20 protein-coding genes are annotated in these 22,856 nt (G+C 60.9%); 8 read left to right on the top strand and 12 right to left on the bottom strand.

All coding sequences use genetic code 11. From position 1 onward, the window contains the following. Positions 1 to 164 precede the first annotated feature (164 nt). Entirely contained in the window at positions 165 to 1,223 is a 1,059-nt protein-coding gene (locus CPH89_RS08355) for an HAD family hydrolase (RefSeq protein ID WP_053258504.1), read from the top strand. 280 nt (positions 1,224 to 1,503) lie between these two features. Here the strand turns inward: CPH89_RS08355 and ilvD are convergent, their stop codons facing one another. The 3 genes from ilvD to CPH89_RS08340 all read right to left on the bottom strand — a co-directional run bounded on the left by ilvD (position 1,504) and on the right by CPH89_RS08340 (position 6,190). Then, positions 1,504 to 3,345: a dihydroxy-acid dehydratase gene (ilvD, locus tag CPH89_RS08350; RefSeq protein ID WP_053258503.1), complete on the bottom strand. Its 1,842-nt coding sequence runs from the start codon at positions 3,343 to 3,345 to the stop codon at positions 1,504 to 1,506. A gap of 265 nt (positions 3,346 to 3,610) precedes the next feature. After that, positions 3,611 to 4,810, bottom strand: coding sequence for an MFS transporter (locus CPH89_RS08345; RefSeq protein ID WP_053258502.1), 1,200 nt, complete (start codon positions 4,808 to 4,810; stop codon positions 3,611 to 3,613). A gap of 183 nt (positions 4,811 to 4,993) precedes the next feature. Continuing rightward, entirely contained in the window at positions 4,994 to 6,190 is a 1,197-nt protein-coding gene (locus tag CPH89_RS08340) for a class I SAM-dependent rRNA methyltransferase (RefSeq protein WP_017734765.1), read from the bottom strand. A gap of 296 nt (positions 6,191 to 6,486) precedes the next feature. On the opposite strand from CPH89_RS08340, the gene CPH89_RS08335 reads away from it, so the two are divergent. Beyond that, positions 6,487 to 7,299, top strand: a complete 813-nt coding sequence (locus CPH89_RS08335) for an HDOD domain-containing protein (RefSeq protein WP_172900436.1) — start codon at positions 6,487 to 6,489, stop codon at positions 7,297 to 7,299. 21 nt (positions 7,300 to 7,320) lie between these two features. After that, entirely contained in the window at positions 7,321 to 8,133 is an 813-nt protein-coding gene (mutM, locus tag CPH89_RS08330) for a bifunctional DNA-formamidopyrimidine glycosylase/DNA-(apurinic or apyrimidinic site) lyase (RefSeq protein ID WP_053258500.1), read from the top strand. 132 nt (positions 8,134 to 8,265) lie between these two features. Here mutM and CPH89_RS08325 read toward each other — a convergent pair whose 3' ends face one another. From CPH89_RS08325 to CPH89_RS08305, 5 genes are all read right to left on the bottom strand, one after another. Then, the gene (locus tag CPH89_RS08325) at positions 8,266 to 8,517 is read right to left on the bottom strand and encodes a YfhL family 4Fe-4S dicluster ferredoxin (protein WP_003195146.1); all 252 of its coding nucleotides are present in this window, start codon (positions 8,515 to 8,517) and stop codon (positions 8,266 to 8,268) included. Between the two features lie 171 nt (positions 8,518 to 8,688). After that, positions 8,689 to 9,168, bottom strand: coding sequence for a pantetheine-phosphate adenylyltransferase (gene coaD, locus CPH89_RS08320; protein WP_003176711.1), 480 nt, complete (start codon positions 9,166 to 9,168; stop codon positions 8,689 to 8,691). Positions 9,169 to 9,282: 114 nt separating this feature from the next. Continuing rightward, entirely contained in the window at positions 9,283 to 10,878 is a 1,596-nt protein-coding gene (locus tag CPH89_RS08315) for a GMC family oxidoreductase (RefSeq protein WP_053258499.1), read from the bottom strand. Positions 10,879 to 11,039: 161 nt separating this feature from the next. Further along, positions 11,040 to 11,585 carry a hypothetical protein gene (locus tag CPH89_RS08310; protein ID WP_053258498.1) on the bottom strand — a complete coding sequence of 182 codons (546 nt, stop codon included), beginning with the start codon at positions 11,583 to 11,585 and terminating at the stop codon, positions 11,040 to 11,042. A gap of 27 nt (positions 11,586 to 11,612) precedes the next feature. Then, positions 11,613 to 13,040: a coniferyl aldehyde dehydrogenase gene (locus CPH89_RS08305; RefSeq protein ID WP_053258497.1), complete on the bottom strand. Its 1,428-nt coding sequence runs from the start codon at positions 13,038 to 13,040 to the stop codon at positions 11,613 to 11,615. A 146-nt stretch (positions 13,041 to 13,186) separates the two neighbouring features. On the opposite strand from CPH89_RS08305, the gene CPH89_RS08300 reads away from it, so the two are divergent. Both CPH89_RS08300 and CPH89_RS08295 read left to right on the top strand, forming a co-directional pair. Beyond that, positions 13,187 to 13,858, top strand: coding sequence for a TetR/AcrR family transcriptional regulator (locus tag CPH89_RS08300; protein WP_053258496.1), 672 nt, complete (start codon positions 13,187 to 13,189; stop codon positions 13,856 to 13,858). A 34-nt stretch (positions 13,859 to 13,892) separates the two neighbouring features. Further along, positions 13,893 to 14,747 (top strand): sulfurtransferase, encoded by an 855-nt coding sequence (locus CPH89_RS08295; protein WP_053258495.1) that lies wholly within the window; start codon positions 13,893 to 13,895, stop codon positions 14,745 to 14,747. Positions 14,748 to 14,803: 56 nt separating this feature from the next. On the opposite strand, the gene CPH89_RS08290 is transcribed toward CPH89_RS08295, so the two are convergent. From CPH89_RS08290 to CPH89_RS08275, 4 genes are read right to left on the bottom strand one after another with little or no spacing between them, the layout of a single operon-like run. Beyond that, positions 14,804 to 15,802 (bottom strand): hydrolase, encoded by a 999-nt coding sequence (locus tag CPH89_RS08290; RefSeq protein ID WP_053258494.1) that lies wholly within the window; start codon positions 15,800 to 15,802, stop codon positions 14,804 to 14,806. Positions 15,803 to 15,862: 60 nt separating this feature from the next. Continuing rightward, the gene (rsmD, locus tag CPH89_RS08285) at positions 15,863 to 16,480 is read right to left on the bottom strand and encodes a 16S rRNA (guanine(966)-N(2))-methyltransferase RsmD (RefSeq protein ID WP_053258493.1); all 618 of its coding nucleotides are present in this window, start codon (positions 16,478 to 16,480) and stop codon (positions 15,863 to 15,865) included. After that, positions 16,480 to 17,970, bottom strand: coding sequence for a M16 family metallopeptidase (locus tag CPH89_RS08280; protein WP_053258492.1), 1,491 nt, complete (start codon positions 17,968 to 17,970; stop codon positions 16,480 to 16,482). The genes rsmD and CPH89_RS08280 overlap by 1 nt, the downstream gene beginning before the upstream one ends. Then, complete coding sequence (locus tag CPH89_RS08275; protein ID WP_053258491.1) at positions 17,963 to 19,318, bottom strand: M16 family metallopeptidase; 1,356 nt, start codon at positions 19,316 to 19,318, stop codon at positions 17,963 to 17,965. The genes CPH89_RS08280 and CPH89_RS08275 overlap by 8 nt, the downstream gene beginning before the upstream one ends. 338 nt (positions 19,319 to 19,656) lie before the next feature. Between CPH89_RS08275 and ftsY the strand changes: the two genes are divergently transcribed. From ftsY to ftsX, 3 genes are read left to right on the top strand one after another with little or no spacing between them, the layout of a single operon-like run. Next, on the top strand, positions 19,657 to 21,093 hold the full coding sequence (ftsY, locus tag CPH89_RS08270) for a signal recognition particle-docking protein FtsY (protein ID WP_053258490.1): 1,437 nt from the start codon (positions 19,657 to 19,659) through the stop codon (positions 21,091 to 21,093). Then, positions 21,090 to 21,761 carry a cell division ATP-binding protein FtsE gene (ftsE, locus tag CPH89_RS08265; protein ID WP_003213784.1) on the top strand — a complete coding sequence of 224 codons (672 nt, stop codon included), beginning with the start codon at positions 21,090 to 21,092 and terminating at the stop codon, positions 21,759 to 21,761. The genes ftsY and ftsE overlap by 4 nt, the downstream gene beginning before the upstream one ends. Next, positions 21,758 to 22,780: a permease-like cell division protein FtsX gene (gene ftsX / locus CPH89_RS08260; RefSeq protein ID WP_053258489.1), complete on the top strand. Its 1,023-nt coding sequence runs from the start codon at positions 21,758 to 21,760 to the stop codon at positions 22,778 to 22,780. The genes ftsE and ftsX overlap by 4 nt, the downstream gene beginning before the upstream one ends. Positions 22,781 to 22,856 lie beyond the last annotated feature (76 nt).

Here is a 22,856-nt window from a genome sequence, read left to right as displayed (position 1 = left end):
TGATTTAATACCGATATGGAATGTTGACTGTCGTTTTTGGAATAAGCGGGTGACGTTCAGGCACATGCCCTTGGCGCAATCACGATGTAAGCGGTCGCGCTCGGGCGATAACTGTCACACAGATTTGTTAGCGTCGATGTCTTTCACTCAGGGAGAAAACGCTTATGAAGCTCGCGCCAACACTACTTGCCGCCGCCTTCTGCTTCGGCCTCGCCAGCCAGGCATTTGCCGCCACCGAGTTGAAGCACTGGCCGGCGCCCGCCGCCGAGCAACTGAACAAGATGATTGCCGCCAACGCCAACAAGGGTAACTTCGCGGTGTTCGACATGGACAACACCAGCTACCGCTATGACCTTGAAGAGTCCTTGCTGCCGTACCTGGAAAACAAGGGCTTGATCACCCGCGACACCATGGACCCGTCCCTGAAGCTGATCCCCTTCAAGGACACCGCTGAACACAAGGAAAGCCTGTTCAGCTACTACTACCGCCTTTGCGAAGTCGACGACATGGTCTGCTACCCGTGGGTGGCGCAGATTTTCTCCGGCTTCACCCTCAAGGAGCTCAAAGGCTACGTCGATGAGATGATGGCTTCCGGCAAGCCCGTCCCGGTCACGTACTACGACGGTGACGTGGTCAAGAACATGGACGTCCAGCCACCAAAAGTCTTCACCGGCCAGGCTGAGCTCTACAACAAGCTGATGGAAAACGGCATTGAGGTCTACGTGATGACCGCCGCGTCCGAGGAACTGGTGCGCATGGTCGCTGCCGATCCGAAGTACGGCTACAACGTCAAACCCGAGAACGTCATCGGCGTGAGCACCCTGCTCAAGGACCGCAAGACCGGCGAGCTGACCACCGCACGCAAACAAATCGCTGCCGGCAAATATGACGAGAAGGCCAACCTTGGCCTGGAACTGACCCCTTATCTGTGGACGCCGGCAACCTGGATGGCCGGCAAACACGCCGCCATCCTGACCTACATCGACGAGTGGAAAAAGCCGGTGATCGTTGGGGGTGACACGCCGACCAGCGACGGCTACATGCTGTTCCACGATGTGGACGTGGCTAAAGGTGGCATCCACCTGTGGGTCAACCGCAAAGACAAATACATGACCCAGCTCAACGGCATGATGGCCAAGCACGCGGCCGCACAAGCCAAGGAAGGGTTGCCGGTGACGGCGGACAAGAACTGGGTGATCGTTAAGCCTGACGAGATTCAGTAAGACCCAGGCGCCTGCTTCGCGAGCAAGCCCGCTCCCACATTTGACCGAGTTCCAGCACAGGAATGCGGTCGACCACACTTGACCGAGTTCCAGCATAGGAATGCGGTCGAATGTGGGAGCGGGCTTGCTCGCGAAGGCGGTGTGTCAGGCCATACATGAGTCGGCTGGCCCACCGCTTTCGCAGGCAAGCCAGCTCCCACAGTTGGTCTTCTATGTCTGGGGAGTTTTCTGCAGGCAAAAAAATGCCCCGCACTTGGCGGGGCATTTTTATGGGCGAGGCTTACAGGCCGTCGAGCATCGCCTTGTTACGTACCGCACCCTTGTCGGCACTGGTGGCCAGCAGGGCATACGCTTTCAACGCGGTCGTCACTTTACGTGGACGTTTCTCAACCGGTTTCCAGCCTTTCTTGTCCTGTTCGACCCGGCGTGCAGCCAGCTCTTCATCGCTGATCAACAGGTTGATCGAGCGGTTCGGAATGTCGATCAGCACTTTGTCGCCATCCTGCACCAGGCCAATCGCGCCACCGGCAGCGGCTTCTGGCGAAGCGTGGCCGATCGACAGGCCCGAGGTGCCGCCGGAGAAACGGCCGTCGGTCAACAGGGCGCAGGCTTTGCCCAGGCCTTTGGATTTGAGGTACGACGTCGGGTAGAGCATCTCTTGCATGCCCGGGCCGCCTTTCGGGCCTTCGTAACGGATGATGACGATGTCGCCTTCTTTGACTTCGTCGGCGAGGATGCCACGTACCGAGCTGTCCTGGCTTTCGTAGATCTTGGCGCGGCCTTCGAACACGTGGATCGACTCGTCCACGCCAGCGGTTTTCACTACGCAGCCGTCAAGGGCGATGTTGCCGTACAGCACGGCCAGGCCGCCTTCTTGCGAGTAGGCGTGCTCGACACTGCGGATGCAGCCGTTTTCACGGTCGTCGTCCAGGGTGTCCCAACGGGTCGACTGGCTGAACGCAGTTTGCGTCGGGATGCCCGCCGGGCCTGCCTTGAAGAAGGTGTGCACGGCTTCGTCGTCCGTCTGGGTGATGTCCCATTTGGCGATGCCTTCGGCCAGGGATTTGCTGTGCACGGTCGGCAGGTCGGTGTGCAGCAGGCCGCCGCGGGCCAGGGAACCGAGGATCGAGAAGATCCCGCCGGCGCGGTGCACGTCTTCCATGTGGTATTTCTGGATGTTCGGCGCGACTTTGCACAGTTGCGGCACGTGGCGGGACAGACGGTCGATGTCGCGCAGGTCGAAATCGATCTCGGCTTCCTGGGCGGCGGCCAGCAAGTGCAGGATGGTGTTGGTGGAACCGCCCATGGCGATATCCAGAGTCATGGCGTTTTCGAACGCCTTGAAGTTGGCGATGTTACGCGGCAACACCGACTCATCGTTCTCGGTGTAGTAACGCTTGCACAGCTCGACGATGGTGCGGCCGGCTTGCAGGAACAGTTGCTCGCGGTCGCTGTGGGTGGCCAGGGTCGAACCGTTACCCGGCAACGCCAGGCCCAGGGCTTCCACCAGGCAATTCATCGAGTTGGCGGTGAACATGCCGGAGCACGAACCACAGGTTGGGCACGCGCTGCGCTCGTATTCCGCGACCTTCTCGTCAGAGGCGCTGGAATCGGCGGCGATGACCATGGCATCGACCAGGTCGAGGCCGTGGGAGGCGAGCTTGGTCTTGCCGGCTTCCATCGGGCCGCCGGAGACGAAGATCACCGGGATGTTCAGGCGCAGGGAGGCCATCAGCATGCCGGGGGTGATCTTGTCGCAGTTGGAGATGCACACGATGGCGTCGGCGCAGTGGGCGTTGACCATGTATTCCACGGAGTCGGCGATGATCTCGCGGCTCGGCAGCGAATACAGCATGCCGTCATGGCCCATGGCGATGCCGTCATCCACGGCGATGGTGTTGAATTCTTTGGCGACACCGCCGGCGCGTTCGATCTCGCGGGCGACCAGCTGGCCCAGGTCCTTGAGGTGGACGTGGCCGGGTACGAATTGGGTGAACGAGTTGGCAATCGCGATGATCGGCTTTTTGAAGTCGTCATCTTTCATCCCCGTGGCACGCCACAGTGCGCGGGCGCCGGCCATGTTGCGGCCGTGGGTGGATGTTTTCGAGCGGTAATCAGGCATTGGAGCACTCCGGGCGGCTAATCAGGTAACTACTAATCAGGTACTACTGGGGAGAGAGCTTCTATTGACGTCTGGAGCACTCCGAAAATGGCCGTGTGTCCAAAAGTTGCCACTCGCGTCGCGGGATCGCCGCGTGCTTGGGCCTTGAGCTCATAAACCCGCCGGGGGATGACTGGCGATGAATAGACCCGATTCTACACCGCTGGCGGCTGGAGGGAATGGCCGTAAGCGTGCAGACAGCGCTTACGGGACGTGTGGCGGGGCGTCAGCGCCCGACCCGCGCATTCGTCAACCAACCCCACAAGCTGAAAAGGATGAAGCTGACAGCAATGGTCATCAGCAAATGCGTTCCGGTTTGCGCTAGGGCGGCGCTGCTGACGGCGGCAGTGAGGAACATGATGCTGTTGCCTGCCGATGCTGCGGTGCCGGCACTGCTGGAGAACAGCAACATCGCCGCAGAAATCGCGGCAGGCCGAACCAGGGTAACGGCCAGGGCGCTGATCAGCATCGGAATCAGCAGGGTGACGGTGGTGATGGCCTCAAAGCTGACGATCAGTGTCAACAGCACACCGGCGACAAGCAGCAAGCCGAGGCCGAAGTTGATTTGCCGGGACAGCGGGATGCGCTTTTGCAAATACGACGCCGCGACGCCGCCGAGCAGATAGGCCACGCCGTATACCATCAGCACCAGGGCGTACTGGTATTCGGACAGTTTCAGTGCATCCATGAAAATCAGCGGCGTCACGCTGATCAGCGCGAAATAACAGGCAAACACCAGCGCGGCGATCCACCAGTAACGCAGGAAGTCTCGATTGCTTGCGACGGCTTTCAGCGTACCGATGATCGAAACCGGCGCGCGGTGGGGGCTGGCGGATTTGGACGGCAGGATGCAGAACGCATGGATCAACATGCCCAGCGCCATCAGCGCGAATCCGTAGAAGCTGCCTTGCCAGTCGAAGGTGGTTTGCAGCCAGGAGCCTATCAGGGGTGACAGCGCGACAAACGAACCACTCAGGGTCATGTAATAGAGGCGTACCCGGGCTCGATCCTGTTCCTCGAACAGGTCTTCCACCAGGGCGTGGCCCAGCACGAAGAAACCACAGCCCATCGCCTGTACAGAGCGAAACAGCAAGAAGGTCAGGTAGTCCGCGGCCAGCGCGCAGCCAATCGCGCCCAGGATCGACAAGGTGATGCAGCCGAGCAGGACTTCCTTGCGGCCCCATTTATCCGACAGCGGGCCGGCGACCAGTTGCGAGATGGAAAAGACCAGGGTGAACAGGCTGATGGACAGTGCGATGTCTGCCGTCGGCATGTCGAACCGGGTAGCCAGCGCGGGAAATGAGGGCAGGAGAATGTTGATCGGAAAGAAGCTGATCAGTGAAATGCAGGTGATGAGGATGAAGCGCGAGCGTTGTTGATGCTTGGCGCCGCCACTGAGCGGGAGCGAGCAGGTGGACTCAGACATTGTTTTTGTTTTCCGGAGTGAAACCAGCAACCGATACTAGTCTGCGACCTGCGAAATTCAATCAAAAACGTTGTGGGATGCGCGTAGGGACCTGTGTGGCAATGTTTCTGACACAGCGAAAAATGTGGGAGCTGGTGTGCTCCCACATTTTGATCCGCGCTCTATCGCAGAGCGCGGCCTACCTTAGCTGTTAGGCAACAACCGGCAGGTAATGCTCTTGATGTAGCGCGTCTCGGCAATTGCCGGGTGCACCGGGTGGTCCGGGCCCTGGCCGCCGCGTTCGAGCATCTGGATATTGCGGTCCAGGTGGCGGGCGCTGGTCAGCAGGATGTTTTGCAGGTCGTCTTCCGGCAGGTGCATCGAGCACGAGGCGCTGACCAGGATGCCGTCCTTGCTGAGCAGGCGCATGGCTTGCTCGTTCAGGCGGCGGTAGGCGCCTTCGCCGTTTTTCATGTCTTTTTTGCGTTTGATGAAGGCCGGCGGGTCGGCGACGATCACGTCGAAACGTTCTTCGCTGGCTTTCAGCTCTTTGAGGGCTTCGAAGACGTCGCCTTCGATGCAGGTCATTTTCTCGGCGACGCCGTTCAGCGCGGCGTTACGCTCAACGCCGTCGAGGGCGAAAGCGGAAGCGTCGACGCAGAACACTTCACTGGCGCCGAAGGCTGCAGCTTGCACGCCCCAGCCGCCGATGTAGCTGTACAGGTCCAGCACACGTTTGCCTTTGGCATACGGGGCCAGGCGCGCGCGGTTCATGCGGTGGTCGTAGAACCAGCCGGTTTTCTGGCCCTGGATGACCGGCGCTTCGAACTTGACGCCATTTTCTTCCAGCGCTACCCACTCCGGCACCAGGCCGAACACGGTTTCAACGTAGCGGTTGAGGCCTTCAGCGTCGCGTGCGGCGGAGTCGTTCTTGAACAGGATGCCGCTCGGCTTGAGCACTTGGGTCAGCGCCGCGATCACGTCTGCTTTGTGGGCTTCCATGGTCGCCGAAGCGATCTGCACCACCAGGATGTCGCCGAAACGGTCGACGACCAGGCCTGGCAACAGGTCGGAATCGCCGTAGACCAGGCGGTAGAACGGCTTGTCGAACAGGCGGTCACGCAGCGACAGGGCGACGTTGATGCGGTGTACCAGCAGCGACTTGTCCAGGGGCAACTTGATGTCGCGCGACAACAGGCGTGCGCAGATCAGGTTGTTCGGGCTCATGGCCACGATGCCCAGGGTCTTGCCGCCGGCCGCTTCCAGGATGGCCTGGTCGCCTGCCTGGAAGCCGTGAAGAGGTGTGGCGGCCACGTCGATTTCGTTGCTGTAGACCCACAGGTGGCCGTTGCGCAAACGACGATCGGCGTTGGCTTTGAGACGCAGGCTTGGCAGGGACATGACGTCGCTCCGGAAAAAAGAGCGGGAGTATACCGTGTTGTGCATGAATTCGCGGCGCCGCCGGACATGTGGGAGCGGGCTTGCTCGCGAAAGCGGTGGATCAGCCACTGTATTCGGTGACTGACACCGCGCTTTCGCGAGCAAGCCCGCTCCCACATTTGATCCGGTTTCAGTTCGGCATTTGGGTGTCGGTCAAGTCTTCATAAGGGTTAGAATCCTCGCCTAGCCCAGAGTGTGTACTTATGTCCCAAGAGCTTTCCGCCGAGCAGATCCAACAGGCCCTGCAAGGCATCAGCGTGCCGCCTCAACCGCAAATCATGGTGGATTTGCAGATGGAGCAGTACATGCCCGACCCGGACCTGGAAGTGATCGCGCGGTTGATCTCCCAAGACCCAGGCTTGTCCGGCGCGCTGCTGAAGATCGTCAACTCGCCCTATTACGGGCTGAGCAACAAGATCGCCTCGATCCAGCGCGCAGTGAACCTGCTGGGCAGCCGCTCGATCATTAACCTGATCAATGCCCAGTCGATCAAGGGCGAGATGAGCGACGACACCATCGTCACCCTCAACCGCTTCTGGGACACCGCCCAGGATGTGGCCATGACGTGCCTGACCCTGGCCAAGCGCACCGGTTCGCAAACCGTCGACGAGGCCTATGCTCTGGGCCTGTTCCACGATTGCGGCGTACCGTTGATGTTCAAGCGTTTCCCCAACTACATGGCGGTGCTGGAAGAGGCCTACGCCAACGCCGGCCCCGACTGCCGCGTGGTCGACACCGAGAACAACGCGTTCAACACCAACCATGCAGTCGTCGGTTATTACACCGCCAAATCCTGGCGCCTGCCGGAGCATGTGACCGACGCCATCGCCAACCACCACAACGCCCTGGCGATTTTCAGCGATGAGTCATCGCGCACTCCGCAACTGAAAAACCTGCTGGCGATCCTGAAAATGGCCGAGCACATTTGCTCGTCTTACCGGGTGCTGGGCAGCCAGGCTGAGGACCATGAGTGGAATGCTATCGGCCACCTGGTGCTGGATTACGTGGGCCTGTCGGACTACGACTTTGAAAGCATGAAGTTGTCGATCCGCGAGTTGGGCGCGCACTGACCCTTTTTTCCAGAGGTACACATGCCCGAGTTACCAGAAGTCGAAACCACCCGGCGCGGAATTGCGCCACACCTGGAAGGCCAGCGGGTCAGTCGCGTGGTGGTGCGTGAGCGGCGCCTGCGCTGGCCGATCCCGGAAGACCTCGATGTGCGTCTCTCAGGGCAGCGCATCGTCTTGGTGGAGCGGCGGGCCAAGTACCTGTTGATCAATGCCGAACTGGGCACCTTGATCAGCCACTTAGGTATGTCGGGCAACCTGCGCCTGGTGGAAGTCGGTTTGCCGGCACTCAAACATGAGCATGTGGACATCGAACTCGAATCCGGCCTGGCCCTGCGCTACACCGACCCACGGCGTTTCGGCGCAATGCTCTGGAGTCAGGACCCGCACAACCACGCGTTGCTGATGCGCCTGGGGCCGGAGCCGTTGACCGAACTGTTTGACGGCGAGCGGCTGTTTCAGCTGTCCCGTGGCAAGTCAGTGGCGGTGAAGCCGTTCATCATGGACAACGCCGTGGTGGTGGGGGTTGGCAATATTTATGCGACGGAAGCGTTGTTTGCGGCGGGGATTGATCCGCGTCGCGCCGCGGGCGGTATTTCACGCGGGCGCTATCTGAAGCTGGCGATTGAGATCAAGCGTGTGCTGGCGGCTGCGATCGAACGGGGCGGCACCACGCTGCGGGACTTTATCGGCGGCGATGGGCAGCCGGGGTATTTCCAGCAGGAACTGTTCGTCTATGGCCGTGGCGGCGAGGCGTGCAAGGTGTGCGGCAGCGAGCTGCGCAATGTGGTGTTGGGGCAGCGCGCGAGTGTGTTTTGCCCTAAGTGCCAGAGCTGACGCTGTGTGATGGCGGATGCCGCCTTCGCGAGCAAGCCCGCTCCCACATTAGAACGCGTTCGTTCTGACGAAATACGCTTAAACGTGGGGCCGGCTTGCTCGCGAAGAGGCCGGTACAGACGCTGAAGAACCTTAAGCCTTACCGGTAATCTTCCGGTACTTCTCCATCAACTGCTCTTCCGTTTCCGGATGGGCTTCATCCAGCGGAATGCAATCCACCGGGCACACTTGCTGGCACTGAGGCTCGTCGTAGTGGCCGACGCACTGGGTGCACAGGTTGGGGTCGATCACGTAGATCTCTTCGCCCTGGGAAATCGCAGCGTTCGGGCACTCGGGTTCGCAGACGTCGCAGTTGATGCAATCGTCGGTGATGATCAGGGACATGGAAACTCCTGCCAGGGCTGTCAGCCAGGGCATCTGAAAACGAATGCGCGCAATTGTGCCGCATTGGCGCCCACAGTGCGAGCGCACATGACCTGTGGCGATGTGCTTGTGGTGGTGAGCGGGCTTATTGCGTCAAGCCCACTGGCCACAGACAAGCCCGCTGGTCAGAAATTACTTTTTGAAACGCAGGGTCAGCGCATCCGCCACGGCCGGGTGCACGAACTTGGTGATATCACCGCCCAGTGCCGCGATTTCACGAACCAGCGTGGAAGAAATGAACGAATAACGCTCCGATGGCGTGAGGAACAGGCTTTCTACGTCCGGCGCCAGTTGGCGGTTCATGTTGGCCAGCTGGAATTCGTATTCGAAGTCCGACACGGCACGCAGGCCACGCAAGAACACATTGGCGTTCTGCTCTTTGGCGAAGTGCGCCAGCAGCGTCGAAAAGCCCACCACTTCCACATTGGGCAGGTGCTTGGTGACCTCACGCGCCAATTCCACGCGCTGTTCCAGGGGAAACAGCGGGTTTTTCTTGGGGCTGGCGGCGACCGCGATGATCACATGGTCGAACAAGCGAGAGGCACGTTCGACCAGATCGCCATGGCCTTTGGTAATCGGGTCGAAGGTACCTGGGTACAACACTCGGTTCATCGCGTCGTCCTGGCGGAGTCCGTTGGGGAACCGGATGGTATCGCAGCCATCCCGGTCGGCCAAGTCAACTTATGCAGAAGAAAGCACTATAGACAGCACGAATACCGTGTTTTTTCATGCCGTTTTCAGACGTTCGGCCAATGCTGTCGCCAGTTGCGCCGTCAATCCGTACACCGATAATTGCGGGTTAGCCCCAATGCTGGTGGGGAATAGAGAGCCATCGTGGATCGACAGGTTGCGCAATTGGTGATGCCGGCCGAGGCTGTCGGCCACCGCGTTTTTCGGGTCTTCGCCCATCGCGCAACCGCCCATTACGTGAGCGCTGCCCAGTGTGGTTCGGTGCAATTCCAGGCTCAGGCCATCAATCAGGCTGCGTGCCTCGGCCAAGGAGTTCACGTAGCGTGCATCGTGGTGCAGCGGCTTCACCGACTTGGCGCCCGCCGCGAACTGAATCTCGGCCATGGTATGGAACGCCCGGCGCAGGCCGTCCCAGGCGTAATCCGATACCTGATAATCGAGCACCGGCGTGCCGTCACTGCGCAATTCCACGGTACCGCCCGGGCTGTCGGGATGAAAGCCGTCACGCAACAGCGCGAGCATGGCGTGGGTATGCGGCAGTTGGCTCATGTCCAAGGCGTTTTGTGTGCCGTAGCCGCCGAACAGGGTGCTGGCCAAGCCCGGATGTAAGGGCGGAGCTTCCAGCTTGTAGGACATTTTGCCGGTCGTGCCGTCCTGCCATTGGAAGTGGTCGGAATAGATCGACTGTGGCGCACCGTAGAACGGGTTGATGACCTCGTCGAACAGCCCGGCGGAGAAGTTCACCAAGTGCAGAAAGGTCCGTTTGCCCAGCCGCGAATGCGGGTCGGGTGCGTTTGAACGCATCAGCAGCGCCGGGCTGTTGATGCCACCACCGGACAGGACGTAATGCTTGGCCTTGACCGTGATCTTGCGCCCGGTGGGGGCCACGCAGCGTTCATCCATGGCGACGCATTCCAGGCTGCTGATCGTGTCGCCGCTGTATTTGAGCTGCTCGGCGCGGGCCAGGTAGAGCAGCTCGCCGCCTTTTTCCAGGGTGGACGGAATGGTGGTGACCAGCATCGACTGCTTGGCGTTGACCGGGCAGCCCATGCCGCAATACCCCAGGTTGAAGCAGCCGCGCACGTTGCGTGGAATCACGTGCCAGCTGTAACCGAGTTTTTCGCAGCCTTTGCGAATCACATCGTTGTTGGCATTCGGGGGGATGGCCCACGGCGCGATACCCAGGCGCTGTTCCATCTTCTCGAACCACGGCGCCATCTCGGCGCTGCTGTGGCCGGTTACCGCGTATTCGCTGGCCCAGTGGGCGAGGGTGGCGTCGGGCGTACGAAAGCTCGACGTCCAGTTGATCAGCGTGGTGCCGCCCACCGCCCGGCCCTGCAGGATGGTGATCGCGCCGTCTTTGCTCATGCGGCCGATGCCTTCCTGGTACAGGCTGGCGTAGGCCTCGTCTTCCAGCAGTTTGAAATCGCTGCTGGTTTTGAGCGGGCCTTCCTCGATCAGCAACACCTTGTAGCCGGCTGCGCTGAGGATCTCGGCGGTGGTGCCACCCCCGGCGCCGCTGCCGATAATCGCCACATCGGCTTCCAGGGTCAGATCGCTGCCTAAGGCGGCGCCATTGTGGGTTTTCCAGCCACGGGCCAGGCCGTCGCGGAACAGATCGGGTACGGGCATAGAAGTGCACTCTTGTTCTTATGAGTTAAACGCTACGAAGTTGCGGTCAATGTGGGAGCTGGCTTGCTCGCGAATACGGTCTATCAGTTAAGAATTTATTGACTGGCCCACCGCTTTCGCGAGCAGGCCCGCTCCCATATTTTCTGATCGGGTTATCAGGGTTAGATCTTCGGCGGGCCGGGGTAACCGCAATGGGCCCAGGATTGCGGGCGGAAGTACCAGGCCATGATCACCAGCTTGAGCAGTGAGCCCTGGCCCATGCGCAGCAGGTTGAGGTAGCTGTTTTCCCAGCGGTGCAGGAAGTTGCGAATTTGCTCGCTGCTGGCGTTTTCCCAGCTGCCCCAGATCCCGGTCAACGGACCGCGGGTGATACCCATACCCAGTACGTCGAACAGTTGCTGGGTGAGCTTGAACATCTCCGGCGACAAGTGTTGCAGGCTGTAGTCGAGTTTTTTCAGGGTGTCTTCGATCCCGGCGACCACGTCCTGGGCGCTGGCCGCGCCTTCGAGCAGCACCGGTATGACCGCGCGCAGGAACGGCAAATCACTGCTGCGCAGCATGGCAAAGCCGCTGGCCGGGGTGCTGCTGGAGCAGCCGCTGAGGCTGGCGCCGAGCCCGGCAGTGGCCAGGAACGCGCTGGCGCACAGGCCGATTTTCAATACGCCGCGCCGTGACAGCGCGGGTGAATCAGTCAGGCTAGGGTTCATTGTTATTGTTATCCCGAGGGTGTGTTATCAACGGATAAACAGCTTCTGAATCAACGTCTGGATCGACTTGCCATAGGGCGGGTAGATCAACTTCGCCGCGTTCAGGCGCTGCTTGACCAGCACACCCTTGGCCTTGCTGAACGTGAGGAAGCCTTCATGGCCGTGGTAGTGGCCCATACCCGATGGGCCGATGCCGCCAAAAGGCATGTCGTCCTGAGCCACATGCAGCAGCGTGTCATTCAGGCATACACCGCCAGAGTGAGTCTCGTGGAGCACACGGTTCTGCTCGCTCTTGTTGTAGCCGAAGTAATACAGGGCCAACGGGCGAGGACGGTGGTTGATGTAGGCAAACGCCTGGTCGATGCCGCGATAAGGCACGATCGGCAGCACCGGGCCGAAGATTTCGTCCTGCATCACAGTCATGTCATCGCTGACATTCAGCAACAGGCTATGGGCCATGCGCCGAGCCTGGCCTTGCTCGTAAAGCGGAATCAGGGTGGCGCCTTTGTCGGTGGCGTCTTTGACGTAGGCGTTGAGCCGGGCCTGTTGCCGCTCGTTAATGATGGCGGTGTAGTCCGGGTTGTCGGCCAACGTCGGATAAAACCCGCGGACTGCCTTGGAGTAGGCCTCGATGAACCCTTCGACGCGGTCTTCCGGTACCAACACGTAGTCCGGCGCCACGCAGGTTTGCCCGGCATTCAGGCATTTGCCGAAGGCGATGCGCTCGGCGGCGTCCTTGAGTGGCACGTCGGCCGAGACGATCGCGGGCGACTTGCCGCCCAGCTCCAGCGTGACCGGCGTGAGGTGCTCGGCAGCCGCGCGCATCACATGCTTGCCGATGCTGGTGGCGCCGGTGAACAACAAGTGATCGAAGCGCAGTTTGGAAAACGCCATACCCACGTCGGCCTCGCCCAGCACCACGCACACCAGATCCTCAGGGAAGATTTTCCCCAGTAGTGCCTTGAGCAGTTCACCGGTGGCCGGGGTGGACTCGCTGAGTTTGAGCATCACCCGGTTACCTGCTGCCAAAGCACCCACCAACGGGCCAATGGCCAAATACAGCGGGTAGTTCCAGGGCACGATTACGCCCACCACACCGAGCGGCTGGTAGATGACTTTGGCTGAAGCAGGTTGGAAGGCAATGCCCACAGCGCGACGGGAAGGTTTCATCCAGCCTTTGAGGTGTTTGCTGGCGTAGTGAATGCCGTGCAGGCTGGGCATCAGTTCGGCGAACAGGGTTTCGTCGGCACTGCGGTGGCTGAAGTCCTGGCTGATCGCCTTGATCAGCGCCTCGCGTTCGTCGCTGAGCAAGTCGCGCAATGCCTTGAGCCATTGCTGGCGTTGCTCGGCGGGCGGCATCGGGTTGGCCGCATAGGCGAAACGCTGGGCGTCGAACAAGCCCTGGAGTTGATCCAGCGCCTGGGCGTCTTGCAGGTAGGCAACGTTGGCAGGCATGGCGCAGTTCCCGATTGTTATTGGAATGCATCATTTATTAGAGTCATTACTCTAAAATGTCAAATAACATTGCAGCAACATGCGGATTTATCCTGAGCAGGATAGGCCGTAAGATGCTTCATCACGTGTTCAGAAGCTGATCCCCTATGGCACCACGAGTAAAGACCAGCGAGCGCATTGTGCAAACCAGCCTGGAGCTTTTTAACCAGCAGGGTGAACGCAGTGTCAGCACCAACCATATCGCCGCCCATATGGAAATTTCCCCGGGCAACCTGTACTACCACTTCCCCAATAAGCAGGCGATCATCGCCGTGTTGTTTCGTGAATACGAAGCCCTGGTAGACAGTTTTTTGCGCCCGCCCCAAGGCCGCGCCGTGACCGTCGAAGACAAACGTTTCTACCTGCAGGCCGTGCTGGCCGGCATGTGGCGCTACCGTTTCCTGCACCGTGACCTTGAACATCTGCTGGAAAGCGACCCGGAACTTGCCACCGGCTACCGGCGGTTTTCCCAGCGCTGCCTGATCCAGGGCAGCGCCATTTATCAGGGGTTTGTCGAGGCGGGCATCCTCAATATGGACCCGGTGCAAACCGAAGCGCTAACCCTGAATGCCTGGATCATCCTCACCTCTTGGGTGCGCTTTCTGTGCACCACCAATGAAAACTCCGCTCACTTGAGCGCCGAAGCGATCAAGCGCGGTGTGTATCAGGTGCTGGTGCTGGAGGCGGGGTTTGTTACCGCCGAGGCGAAAGACGCAGTGGATGCCTTGTTCAAAGAGTTTTACGTGCCGTTGAATCAGGCACTGGAAGAAGTGAAGTAGGCCCTTTCTCGAATCTGTTCACAGGAGTCCTGTCATGCCGCTTGCCCAACTGATCAGCCCCCAGCAATTGGCCGAGCGCCAACCGCGCGGCGGGCTGGTGATCCTGGATTGCCGCTTCGCCCTGGAAGACCCGGATTATGGGCTTTGCAGCTACGCCGAAGGGCATATCGAAGGCGCGCAATACGCCGACCTGGAGCGCCACCTCAGCGGGCAGGTGACCAAGGGCGTGACCGGTCGCCACCCGCTACCGGCAGCGGATACGTTGGTTGTGCAACTGCGGGCCTGGGGCATCAACGCCGACACCGATATCGTGCTGTATGACGACGGCCCCGGCGCCTATGCCGCCCGCGCCTGGTGGCTGCTGGCCTGGCTGGGCAAGCGTGATGGCGTGTTTATTCTGGACGGTGGCCTCAAGGCCTGGCACACGGCAGGTTTCCCGCTGAGCCTGGACGCACCTGTGGTTGAGCCGGGAACATTTGCCGGTACGCCGGATAATCAGCTGGTATTGGATGCGCAACACCTGCAAAAGCGCCTGGGCGAACCGGGCATGACCTTGATCGATGCCCGTGCCCAACCACGGTTTCGTGGCGACGTGGAGCCGATCGACCCGATCGCCGGGCACATTCCCGGCGCGCAATGTGCGGCATTCAATGAAAACCTGGGCAGCGATGGGCGCTTCCTGCCGGCTGAGCAGCTCAAACAGCGCTTCGCCGCGCAGTTGCAGGGGCGTTCGCCGGATGCACTGGTGGCGTATTGCGGTTCGGGCGTGACGGCGTGTCACAACCTGTTTGCCCTGAGTTTGGCGGGTTATCCGTTGGGCAAGTTGTATGCAGGGTCGTGGAGCGAGTGGATTACTGATCCGGCGCGGGAAGTTGTAACCGGCGACTGATTTGCCTGGTGTGTAAACCCAATCGAAATGTGGGAGCGGGCAAGCCCGCTGCCTCATTATTTAGCGTGCTCCTCCCGCAACCATTGCGGGATGCGGCGCTCCAGGTAGTAGCTGGGGTGCTTCAGCGAACCCTCGACAAACCCCACATGCCCACCCTTGGCCAGCAACTCGAACTCGGTGCAGTCCGACAGTTCGCTGGCCTCGGGCAGGCTGTGGGCGAACACGAAGGGGTCATCGGCGGCCTGGATGATCAGGGTGGGGGTACGGATTTCGCCCAGGTAGTAACGGCTCGATGCGCGGCGGTAATAGTCTTCTGCACTGAGGAACCCATGCAGCGGCGCGGTTACCCGCCCGTCGAAGTCCCAGAATGTGCGCATCTTCTCCAGAGAGCCCAGTGCTTCCAGGGTTTTTAGCCCGTCAGCCCGACCATCCTGTAGAAACCGGCTCTGTTTGAGGCGGATATACGCCAACATCTCGCGCATGAAATGCTTTTGATAAACCCGCGAAAAGCCCAACCCGATGCGATCTGCACATTGATCCAGCCGAAACGGCACCGACACTGCCGCCGCGCCTTGCAGCCCGGAGGCTTCGCCGGTTTCTCCCAGGTGCTTGAGCAGCACATTGCCCCCCAGCGAATAACCCACGGCGTACAGCGGAGCCAACGGCCGCTGGGTGCGCAGATGGGCAATCGCGGCCGCCAGGTCCTCGCTGGCGCCCGAGTGATAGCTGCGCGCCAAGAGGTTGGGTTCGCCCGAGCACCCGCGCCAGTTCAACGCTGCGCTGGCCCAGCCTTGGGACGCGAGGGCTTTTTGCAGGCCGGCCACGTAGGGCGAATTGGACGACCCCGTCAGCCCATGCAGCACCAGCACCAACGGCGCTTGCGCGTCATGGGGGCCATGCCAGTCGAGGTCGAGAAAGTCGCCGTCGTCCAACCATAGGCGCTCGCGCTGGCGTTCGATATGGGTGGTAGGGCGCCACAATGGCCCCCAAAGCGTTTGCAGGTGCGGGTTGCCGAGGCCGAAGGCGGGTTTGAACAGGTCGACGGAAGGGATCATGGATATCTCTGTAGCGAGCGAGCTTGTTGTGGCGAGCGGGGCCAGCCCGCTCGCCATAAATCAGGCAGCGCTTTCCACCAAACGGTGCCACAACGCGTAATACACCCGACCGGACTTCTGCTCCCGGTGCAGGCGCCAGCTACCCGGCAGGCCGAGGGTCGACGGTGCGGTCTCGCTTTCAGTGTAGATCCATGCATCCGGTGCCAGCCATTGGCGCTCTTCCAGCAACGCACACACTGTCGGCAGCAGGTTCTGGTTGAACGGCGGGTCGAGGAACACCACGTCGTACTCGGTGGCCGGCTGGGTTTCCAGGTAGCGCAACGCGTCGGCGGTCTGAACCTGGCCGGTGGTGCAGCGCAGGGTGCCCAGGTGTTCCTTGAGGCTGGAGACGGCCACATTGCTGGCATCCAGCGCCTGGCCTTGCGCCGCGCCACGGGACAGCGCTTCGAGGAACAGCGCGCCGCTGCCGGCAAACGGGTCCAGCACCTTGGCGCCGCCGATGTACGGCGCGAGCCAGTTGAACAGGGTTTCACGCACGCGATCCGGGGTTGGACGCAGGCCGACGACGTCGGGGAAGCTCAGCTTGCGGCTGCCCCATTCGCCACCAATGATGCGCAGTTGGCCCACACCGTTATGGACGTTGTGGACGGGTTTTTTCGGGCGAGATGAACTGGCCATTAATGCTCCGGAACCCCGAGCGGCTGCTCGGCAGGTTTATCAGTGGGGGGCGGTAGTGGCTTTTGCGCAATCGTCGGGCCGGCGGTCACGATGACCATCTTGTCGGCGCTCAAGTGTTTATTCATCGCAGCCTTCACCTGTTCTACGGTCAGGGCCTGGGATTGTTTCATGAAATCTTCCAGATAGCTCAGCGGCAGGTTGTAGAAACCCATGGCGCCCAGTTGCCCGACGATATCGGCATTGCTCGCGGTGGACAGCGGGAAGCTGCCGGCCAGCTCGCGCTTGGCGTCATCCAGTTCCTTCTGCGTCGGGCCGGTCTTGAGGTAGTCGGCCAACACGTCTTCAACCAGGCGCAAGGTGCCGCCGCTCATTTCGGCGCGGGTTTGCAGGTTGATCATGAACGGGCCGCGCACCTGCATCGGTGAGAAGCCGGAATATACGCCGTAGGTCAGGCCGCGCTTTTCGCGCACTTCGCTCATCAAACGGGTGCCGAAGCCGCCGCCGCCGAGGATCTGGTTGCCCAGGGACAACGCGGCGTAATCCGGGTCGGCGCGGTCGATGCCCAGTTGCGCGAACAACAGGTGCGTCTGCTTGGACGGGAACTCAATGTGGCTCAGGCCGGCCTTCGGTTCGGTTGGCTGGGCGATCTTCGCCAGGGCCGGACCTTTGGGCAATGAGGCGGAGACCTTGGCAGTCATGGCTTCGGCCTCGGCGCGGGTCAAGTCGCCGACCACTGCAATGACCGCGTTGCCCGCCGCGTAAGCCTTGGCGTGGAACGCCTGCAACTGCGCGAGGGTAATTTTCGGGATGCTGTCGGGTGTGCCTTCGCTCGGGTGCGCGTAAGGGTGGTCGCCGTACAGGCGCTTGAACAGTTCAAGGCTGGCCAGCTTGGCCGGGTTCTGCTTCTGGTACTCAAAACCGGCGAGGATCTGGTTCTTGATCCGCGCCAGGGAATCGGCCGGGAAGGTCGGCTTGCCGATCACGTCGTCAAACAGTGCCAGGGCCGCCTCGCGCTTGTCGCTGTCGCTCAGGCTGCGCAGCGACACCAGCGCCATGTCGCGATAGGCGCCATTGCCGAAGTCGGCGCCCAGGCCTTCAAAGCCGCTGGCAATCTGGCTGACATCCTTGCCCGGCACGCCTTCGTTAAGCATGGCGTTGGTCAGCAATGCCACACCGGGGCTGCTGCCATCCTGGCTGCTGCCGGCGGCGAACAGGATGCGCATGTCGAACATCGGCAGTTCATGCGCTTCGACGAACAGCACCTTGGCGCCCTCGGCGGTGGTCCAGGTTTGCACGTCAAGCTTGCGGTTGGTCGGCGCCTTGCCGTCCAGCTCCGCGAGGGATTGCAGTTTGTTGGCCGATTGAGCCTTGTCCAATGCCTGGCTGGCTACGGACTCGCTCGGGCGCAGGAAGTACACGGCACTGGCTGCAATCAGGGTGACGACGACCAGGCCAGGAAAGATCAGGCGGCTGCTTTTGCGATCACTCATGAGCGGTCTCCTCAGGCAAAACATGGGCGACGCTCAAACGCTCGCGGGTGAAATAGGTGCGCGCGGCCTTCTGGATGTCTTCCGGGGTCACGCTTTGCAGGTCGGCCAGTTCGGTGTCCATGAGTTTCCAGGACAGGCCAACGGTTTCCAGCGAGCCGATGGCCGTGGCCTGGCTGGTAATGGAGTCACGTTGGTAAACCACGCCGGCAATCACCTGGGCGCGGATACGCTCCAGTTCTTCCGCCGTCGGCGGTTTGGCTTTCAATTCGTCCAGCAGGCGCCACAGGCCGGCTTCGGCCTGGGCAATGGTTTTTTTCTTCTGCTGGTTCGGAGTGGCCGTCAGGGTGAACAGGCTGTCGCCCCGGGTGTAGGCGTCGTAGCTGGTGGAGGCGGCGGAAACCAACTCTTCACCGCGCTCCAATTGCTCCGAGATACGCGCGCTGTAGCCGCCATCCAGCAGGGCCGAGAGCAGGCGCAGGGCTTGTACCGAGCGTTTGTCTTCGGCGGTGGCCAGGCCCGGTACGTTGAAACCGAGAATGACGCTCGGCAGCTGGGTCTGCACATGCATGGTCAGCAGGCGCTCGCCGGGTTCGGCGAGCTCCAGCGGGATCTTCGCGGGTGGCACGTCACGTTTTGGGATTGGGCCGAAGTAGCGCTGGGCCAGGCTCTTCACCTGGTCCGGAGTCACGTCGCCGACCACTACCAGCGTGGCGTTGTTCGGCACGTACCAGGACTGATACCAATGGCGCAGCTCTTCGACTTTCATGCGCTCAAGGTCGGCCATCCAGCCGATGGTCGGCGTGTGGTAGCCGCTGGCCGGGTAAGCCATGGCCTTGAAGCGCTCGTAGGCCTTGGACATTGGGTTGTCGTCGGTGCGCAGGCGGCGCTCTTCCTTGATGACCTCGATCTCGCGGCTGAACTCATCGGCCGGCAGGCGCAGGCTGGCCATGCGGTCGGCTTCGAGTTCGAAGGCGACGCCCAGGCGATCACGGGCCAGTACCTGGTAGTAGGCGGTGTAGTCGTCGCTGGTGAAGGCGTTTTCTTCGGCGCCCAGGTCGCGCAGGATCAACGAGGCTTCGCCTGGCCCGACCTTGGCGCTGCCCTTGAACATCATGTGCTCCAGGGCATGGGACAAACCGGTCTGGCCCGGCGTTTCATAGCTCGAACCCACCTTGTACCAGACCTGGGAAACCACCACCGGTGCACGATGATCTTCGCGCACGACCACTTTAAGGCCGTTATCCAGGGTGAATTCATGGGTGGGTTGTGGGTCGGCAGCCAAGGCTGAAAGGGGCAGGCAAACTGTGCCGAGCAGCAGGCCAGCGGCGCGGCGGGCTAGAGCATTCATTCGTTTTTAAACCTGTTGGGTTGCCCGCTTGGTCTTAGCGTCGGCGGGCGAGGAGGTGCTAGGATACTGATCCGATTTGGACACGGCCACTGCGGCGGTCATCTTGTCCCGGATCCAGTCGTAGGAATGTTGGAGTAGATGGTGGGTTTCCCCGACGATCTTCCACTTTTCGCCGATTTTATCGCTTCAGTCCTTTATTGAAACGATTTGTTGAGGCCTTTATTTACGCCTTACAAAATGTTGCGCATGAACAAGCGAGCGTTAACGCAGTCTGTTCTGCATCGAATTTATTTACCGAGGCGCCCTGGCGCATCGCTACTTTGAGATAGCCGTCCTCCATGTTTGGTTCCAACGACGACAAGAAGAGCCCAGCTGCGGCTGGCGAGAAAAAAGGCCTGTTCGGATGGCTGCGCAAAAAGCCGCAGGAAACCGTCGTCGAACAGTCACAGGTTCAACCTGAGCCTATCCCAGAGCCTGTATTAGAAGCCGAACCGGTCGCTGAAACCCCGGCGCCGGTAGTGTTGCCGATGGCTGAGCCCGTATTGCAGCCAGCGGCACAGGTTGAGCCAGCGCCAGAGCCAGAGCCAGAGCACAAGCCGTGGCTGGAACTGCCGGTGGCCGAAGAGCCTGTGGCGCTGGTTGAAGACGTGCAGGCTGAGCACGTGACGCCGCCGATTCCGGTCGTGGTTGAGCCGGTGGCGGTTGTGGTCGAAGCGCCGCCATTGATCGAAGCGCCTGCGCCGGTGGTTGTGGAGCCCGCGCCGGCACCTGTGGTGGTTGCCGCGCCTGCCGTTATCGAGCCGCCGGTCGCACCGGAGCCGGTCGTCGTGCCTGCTGAAACCAGTAAGACCGGTTTCTTCGCCCGTCTCAAGCAAGGCCTGAGCAAGACCAGCGCCAGCATTGGCGAAGGCATGGCCAGCCTGTTCCTGGGCAAGAAGGTTATTGATGATGAGCTGCTGGAAGACATCGAAACCCGCCTGCTGACCGCCGACGTGGGCGTCGAAGCCACTGCGGTGATCATCCAGAGCCTGACCCAGAAGGTCGCGCGCAAGCAGTTGACCGACGCCGATGCGCTCTATAAATCCCTGCAGGCCGAGCTGGCCGCGATGCTCAAACCTGTGGAAGCGCCACTGGTCATCACCCCGAAGAAGCCGTTCGTAATTCTGGTGGTCGGCGTCAACGGTGCCGGCAAAACCACCACCATCGGCAAGCTGGCCAAGAAGCTGCAGTCGGAAGGCAAGAAGGTCATGCTTGCCGCCGGCGACACCTTCCGCGCTGCTGCCGTGGAGCAGCTGCAAGTCTGGGGTGAGCGCAACAAGATTCCAGTCATCGCCCAGCACACCGGCGCCGACTCCGCCTCGGTGATTTTCGATGCGGTGCAGGCTGCCAAGGCCCGCAATATTGATGTGTTGATCGCCGATACCGCCGGTCGCCTGCACACCAAGGACAATTTGATGGAAGAGCTGAAGAAAGTGCGCCGTGTCATCGGCAAGCTCGACGGCGAAGCGCCACACGAAGTGTTGCTGGTGCTCGATGCCGGCACAGGCCAGAACGCCATCAGCCAGGCCAAACAATTCAACCAGACGGTGCAACTGACCGGCCTGGCATTGACTAAGCTCGACGGCACGGCCAAGGGCGGCGTGATCTTCGCCCTGGCTAAACAGTTCGGCTTGCCGATTCGTTATATCGGCGTCGGTGAAGGCATCGATGACCTGCGCACCTTTGAAGCCGAACCCTTTGTACAGGCACTTTTCGCCGAGCGGGAGCGTCCATGATTCGATTCGAACAGGTCGGTAAACGCTACGCCAACGGGCATGTGGGCTTGCATGAGCTGAGCTTTCGAGTGCGTCGCGGCGAGTTCTTGTTTGTGACCGGCCACTCGGGTGCCGGCAAAAGTACATTGTTACGCCTGTTGCTGGCGATGGAGCGTCCTACTACCGGCAAGTTGCTGCTGGCGGGCCAGGACCTGGCCACCATCAGCAATGCGCAGATTCCTTTCCTGCGCCGTCAGATCGGTGTGGTGTTCCAGAACCATCAGTTGCTGTTTGATCGTACGGTGTTCAACAACATTGCCTTGCCGTTGCAGATCCTCGGGCTGTCCAAGGCTGAGATCGTCAAGCGCGTGGATTCGGCACTGGAGCGTGTGGCGCTGTCGGACAAGACCGACCTGTACCCGGGCGACCTGTCCACCGGCCAGCAACAACGCGTCGGTATCGCGCGCGCCATTGTCCACCGCCCGGCCTTGCTGCTGGCGGACGAACCCACCGGTAACCTAGACCCGCGCCTGGCGGCCGAGATCATGGGCGTGTTCGAAGACATCAACCGTCTGGGCACCAGCGTGCTGATCGCCAGTCACGACCTGGCCCTGATCGCCCGTATGCGCCACCGCATGCTCACTCTGCAACGTGGCCGCCTGATCGGTGACGGGGAGGCCGGCGTATGAGTGCGACACGCAGCCCTAAAGTTTCCGAGCGCGTGGCGCCCAAAGCCGCCGACCCGCAACCGCAGAAGAAAAAACGCGACGATGACGATGGCCCGGATTTCGGCACGCTGCTGCGCGCCTGGATCGAAAGCCATCGCGCCAGCCTGCTCGACAGCCTGCGCCGCCTGGGCAAACAGCCGATTGGCAGCTTTTTCACCTGCCTGGTGATGGCTGTGGCCCTGAGCCTGCCGATGGGGTTGTCGCTGCTGCTTAATAACGTCGAGCGTCTGGGCGGGTCCTGGCAGCGCGCGGCGCAGATTTCGCTGTACTTGAACCTCGACGCCAGTACCAAGGAAGGCGAGAGTTTGCGCGATGACATCAAGCACCTGCCGGGTGTTGCGGATGCCGAGTACATCAGCCGCGACCAGGCCCTTGAGGAGTTCCAGCAGCAATCCGGCCTGGGCGAGGCGCTCAAGGAATTGCCGCAGAACCCGCTGCCAGGCGTGGTGCTGGTAACGCCGAATGAAGTCGACAAGCCGGCCCTTGAAGCCCTGCGGCAAAAACTCGCAGAGATGCCCAAGGTGCAACAGGCACAACTTGATCTAGTCTGGGTGGAGCGCCTGGCCGCGATCCTCAAGCTGGGCGACCGCTTTGTGTTTGGCCTGACGGTGTTGTTGGTGTCTGCATTACTTTTGGTGATAGGTAATACCATTCGTCTTCATATTGAAAACCGTCGCACCGAGATAGAAGTGATTAAACTGGTCGGCGGCACAGACAGCTATGTGCGTCGTCCATTTCTGTACATGGGCGCGCTTTATGGTTTTGGTGCGGGGATTTTGTCCTGGGGCGTGCTGGCGTTTGGCCTTGATTGGCTGAACGACGCGGTAGTCGGGCTTGCCGGCTTGTATGGCAGCGATTTCGCCTTGGCTGGCGTGCCGGTCGCCGATGGGCTGTCACTCTTGCTTGGCGCGGTATTGTTGGGGTATATCGGTGCGTGGATTGCAGTCGCTCGTCATTTACGTGAGCTGGCGCCGAAGTAGTTAATGTCAGATTAATGTGGTTTCGTTTGTATTGACCGTATTGGTGGTTTAGGGAACTTGTCCTACGGTTCCCGGT

The organism is Pseudomonas fluorescens (assembly GCF_900215245.1).
In the GTDB taxonomy this organism is placed as follows: Bacteria; Pseudomonadota; Gammaproteobacteria; order Pseudomonadales; family Pseudomonadaceae; genus Aquipseudomonas; species Aquipseudomonas fluorescens.
This window is presented reverse-complemented; position numbering and strand designations above follow the sequence as displayed.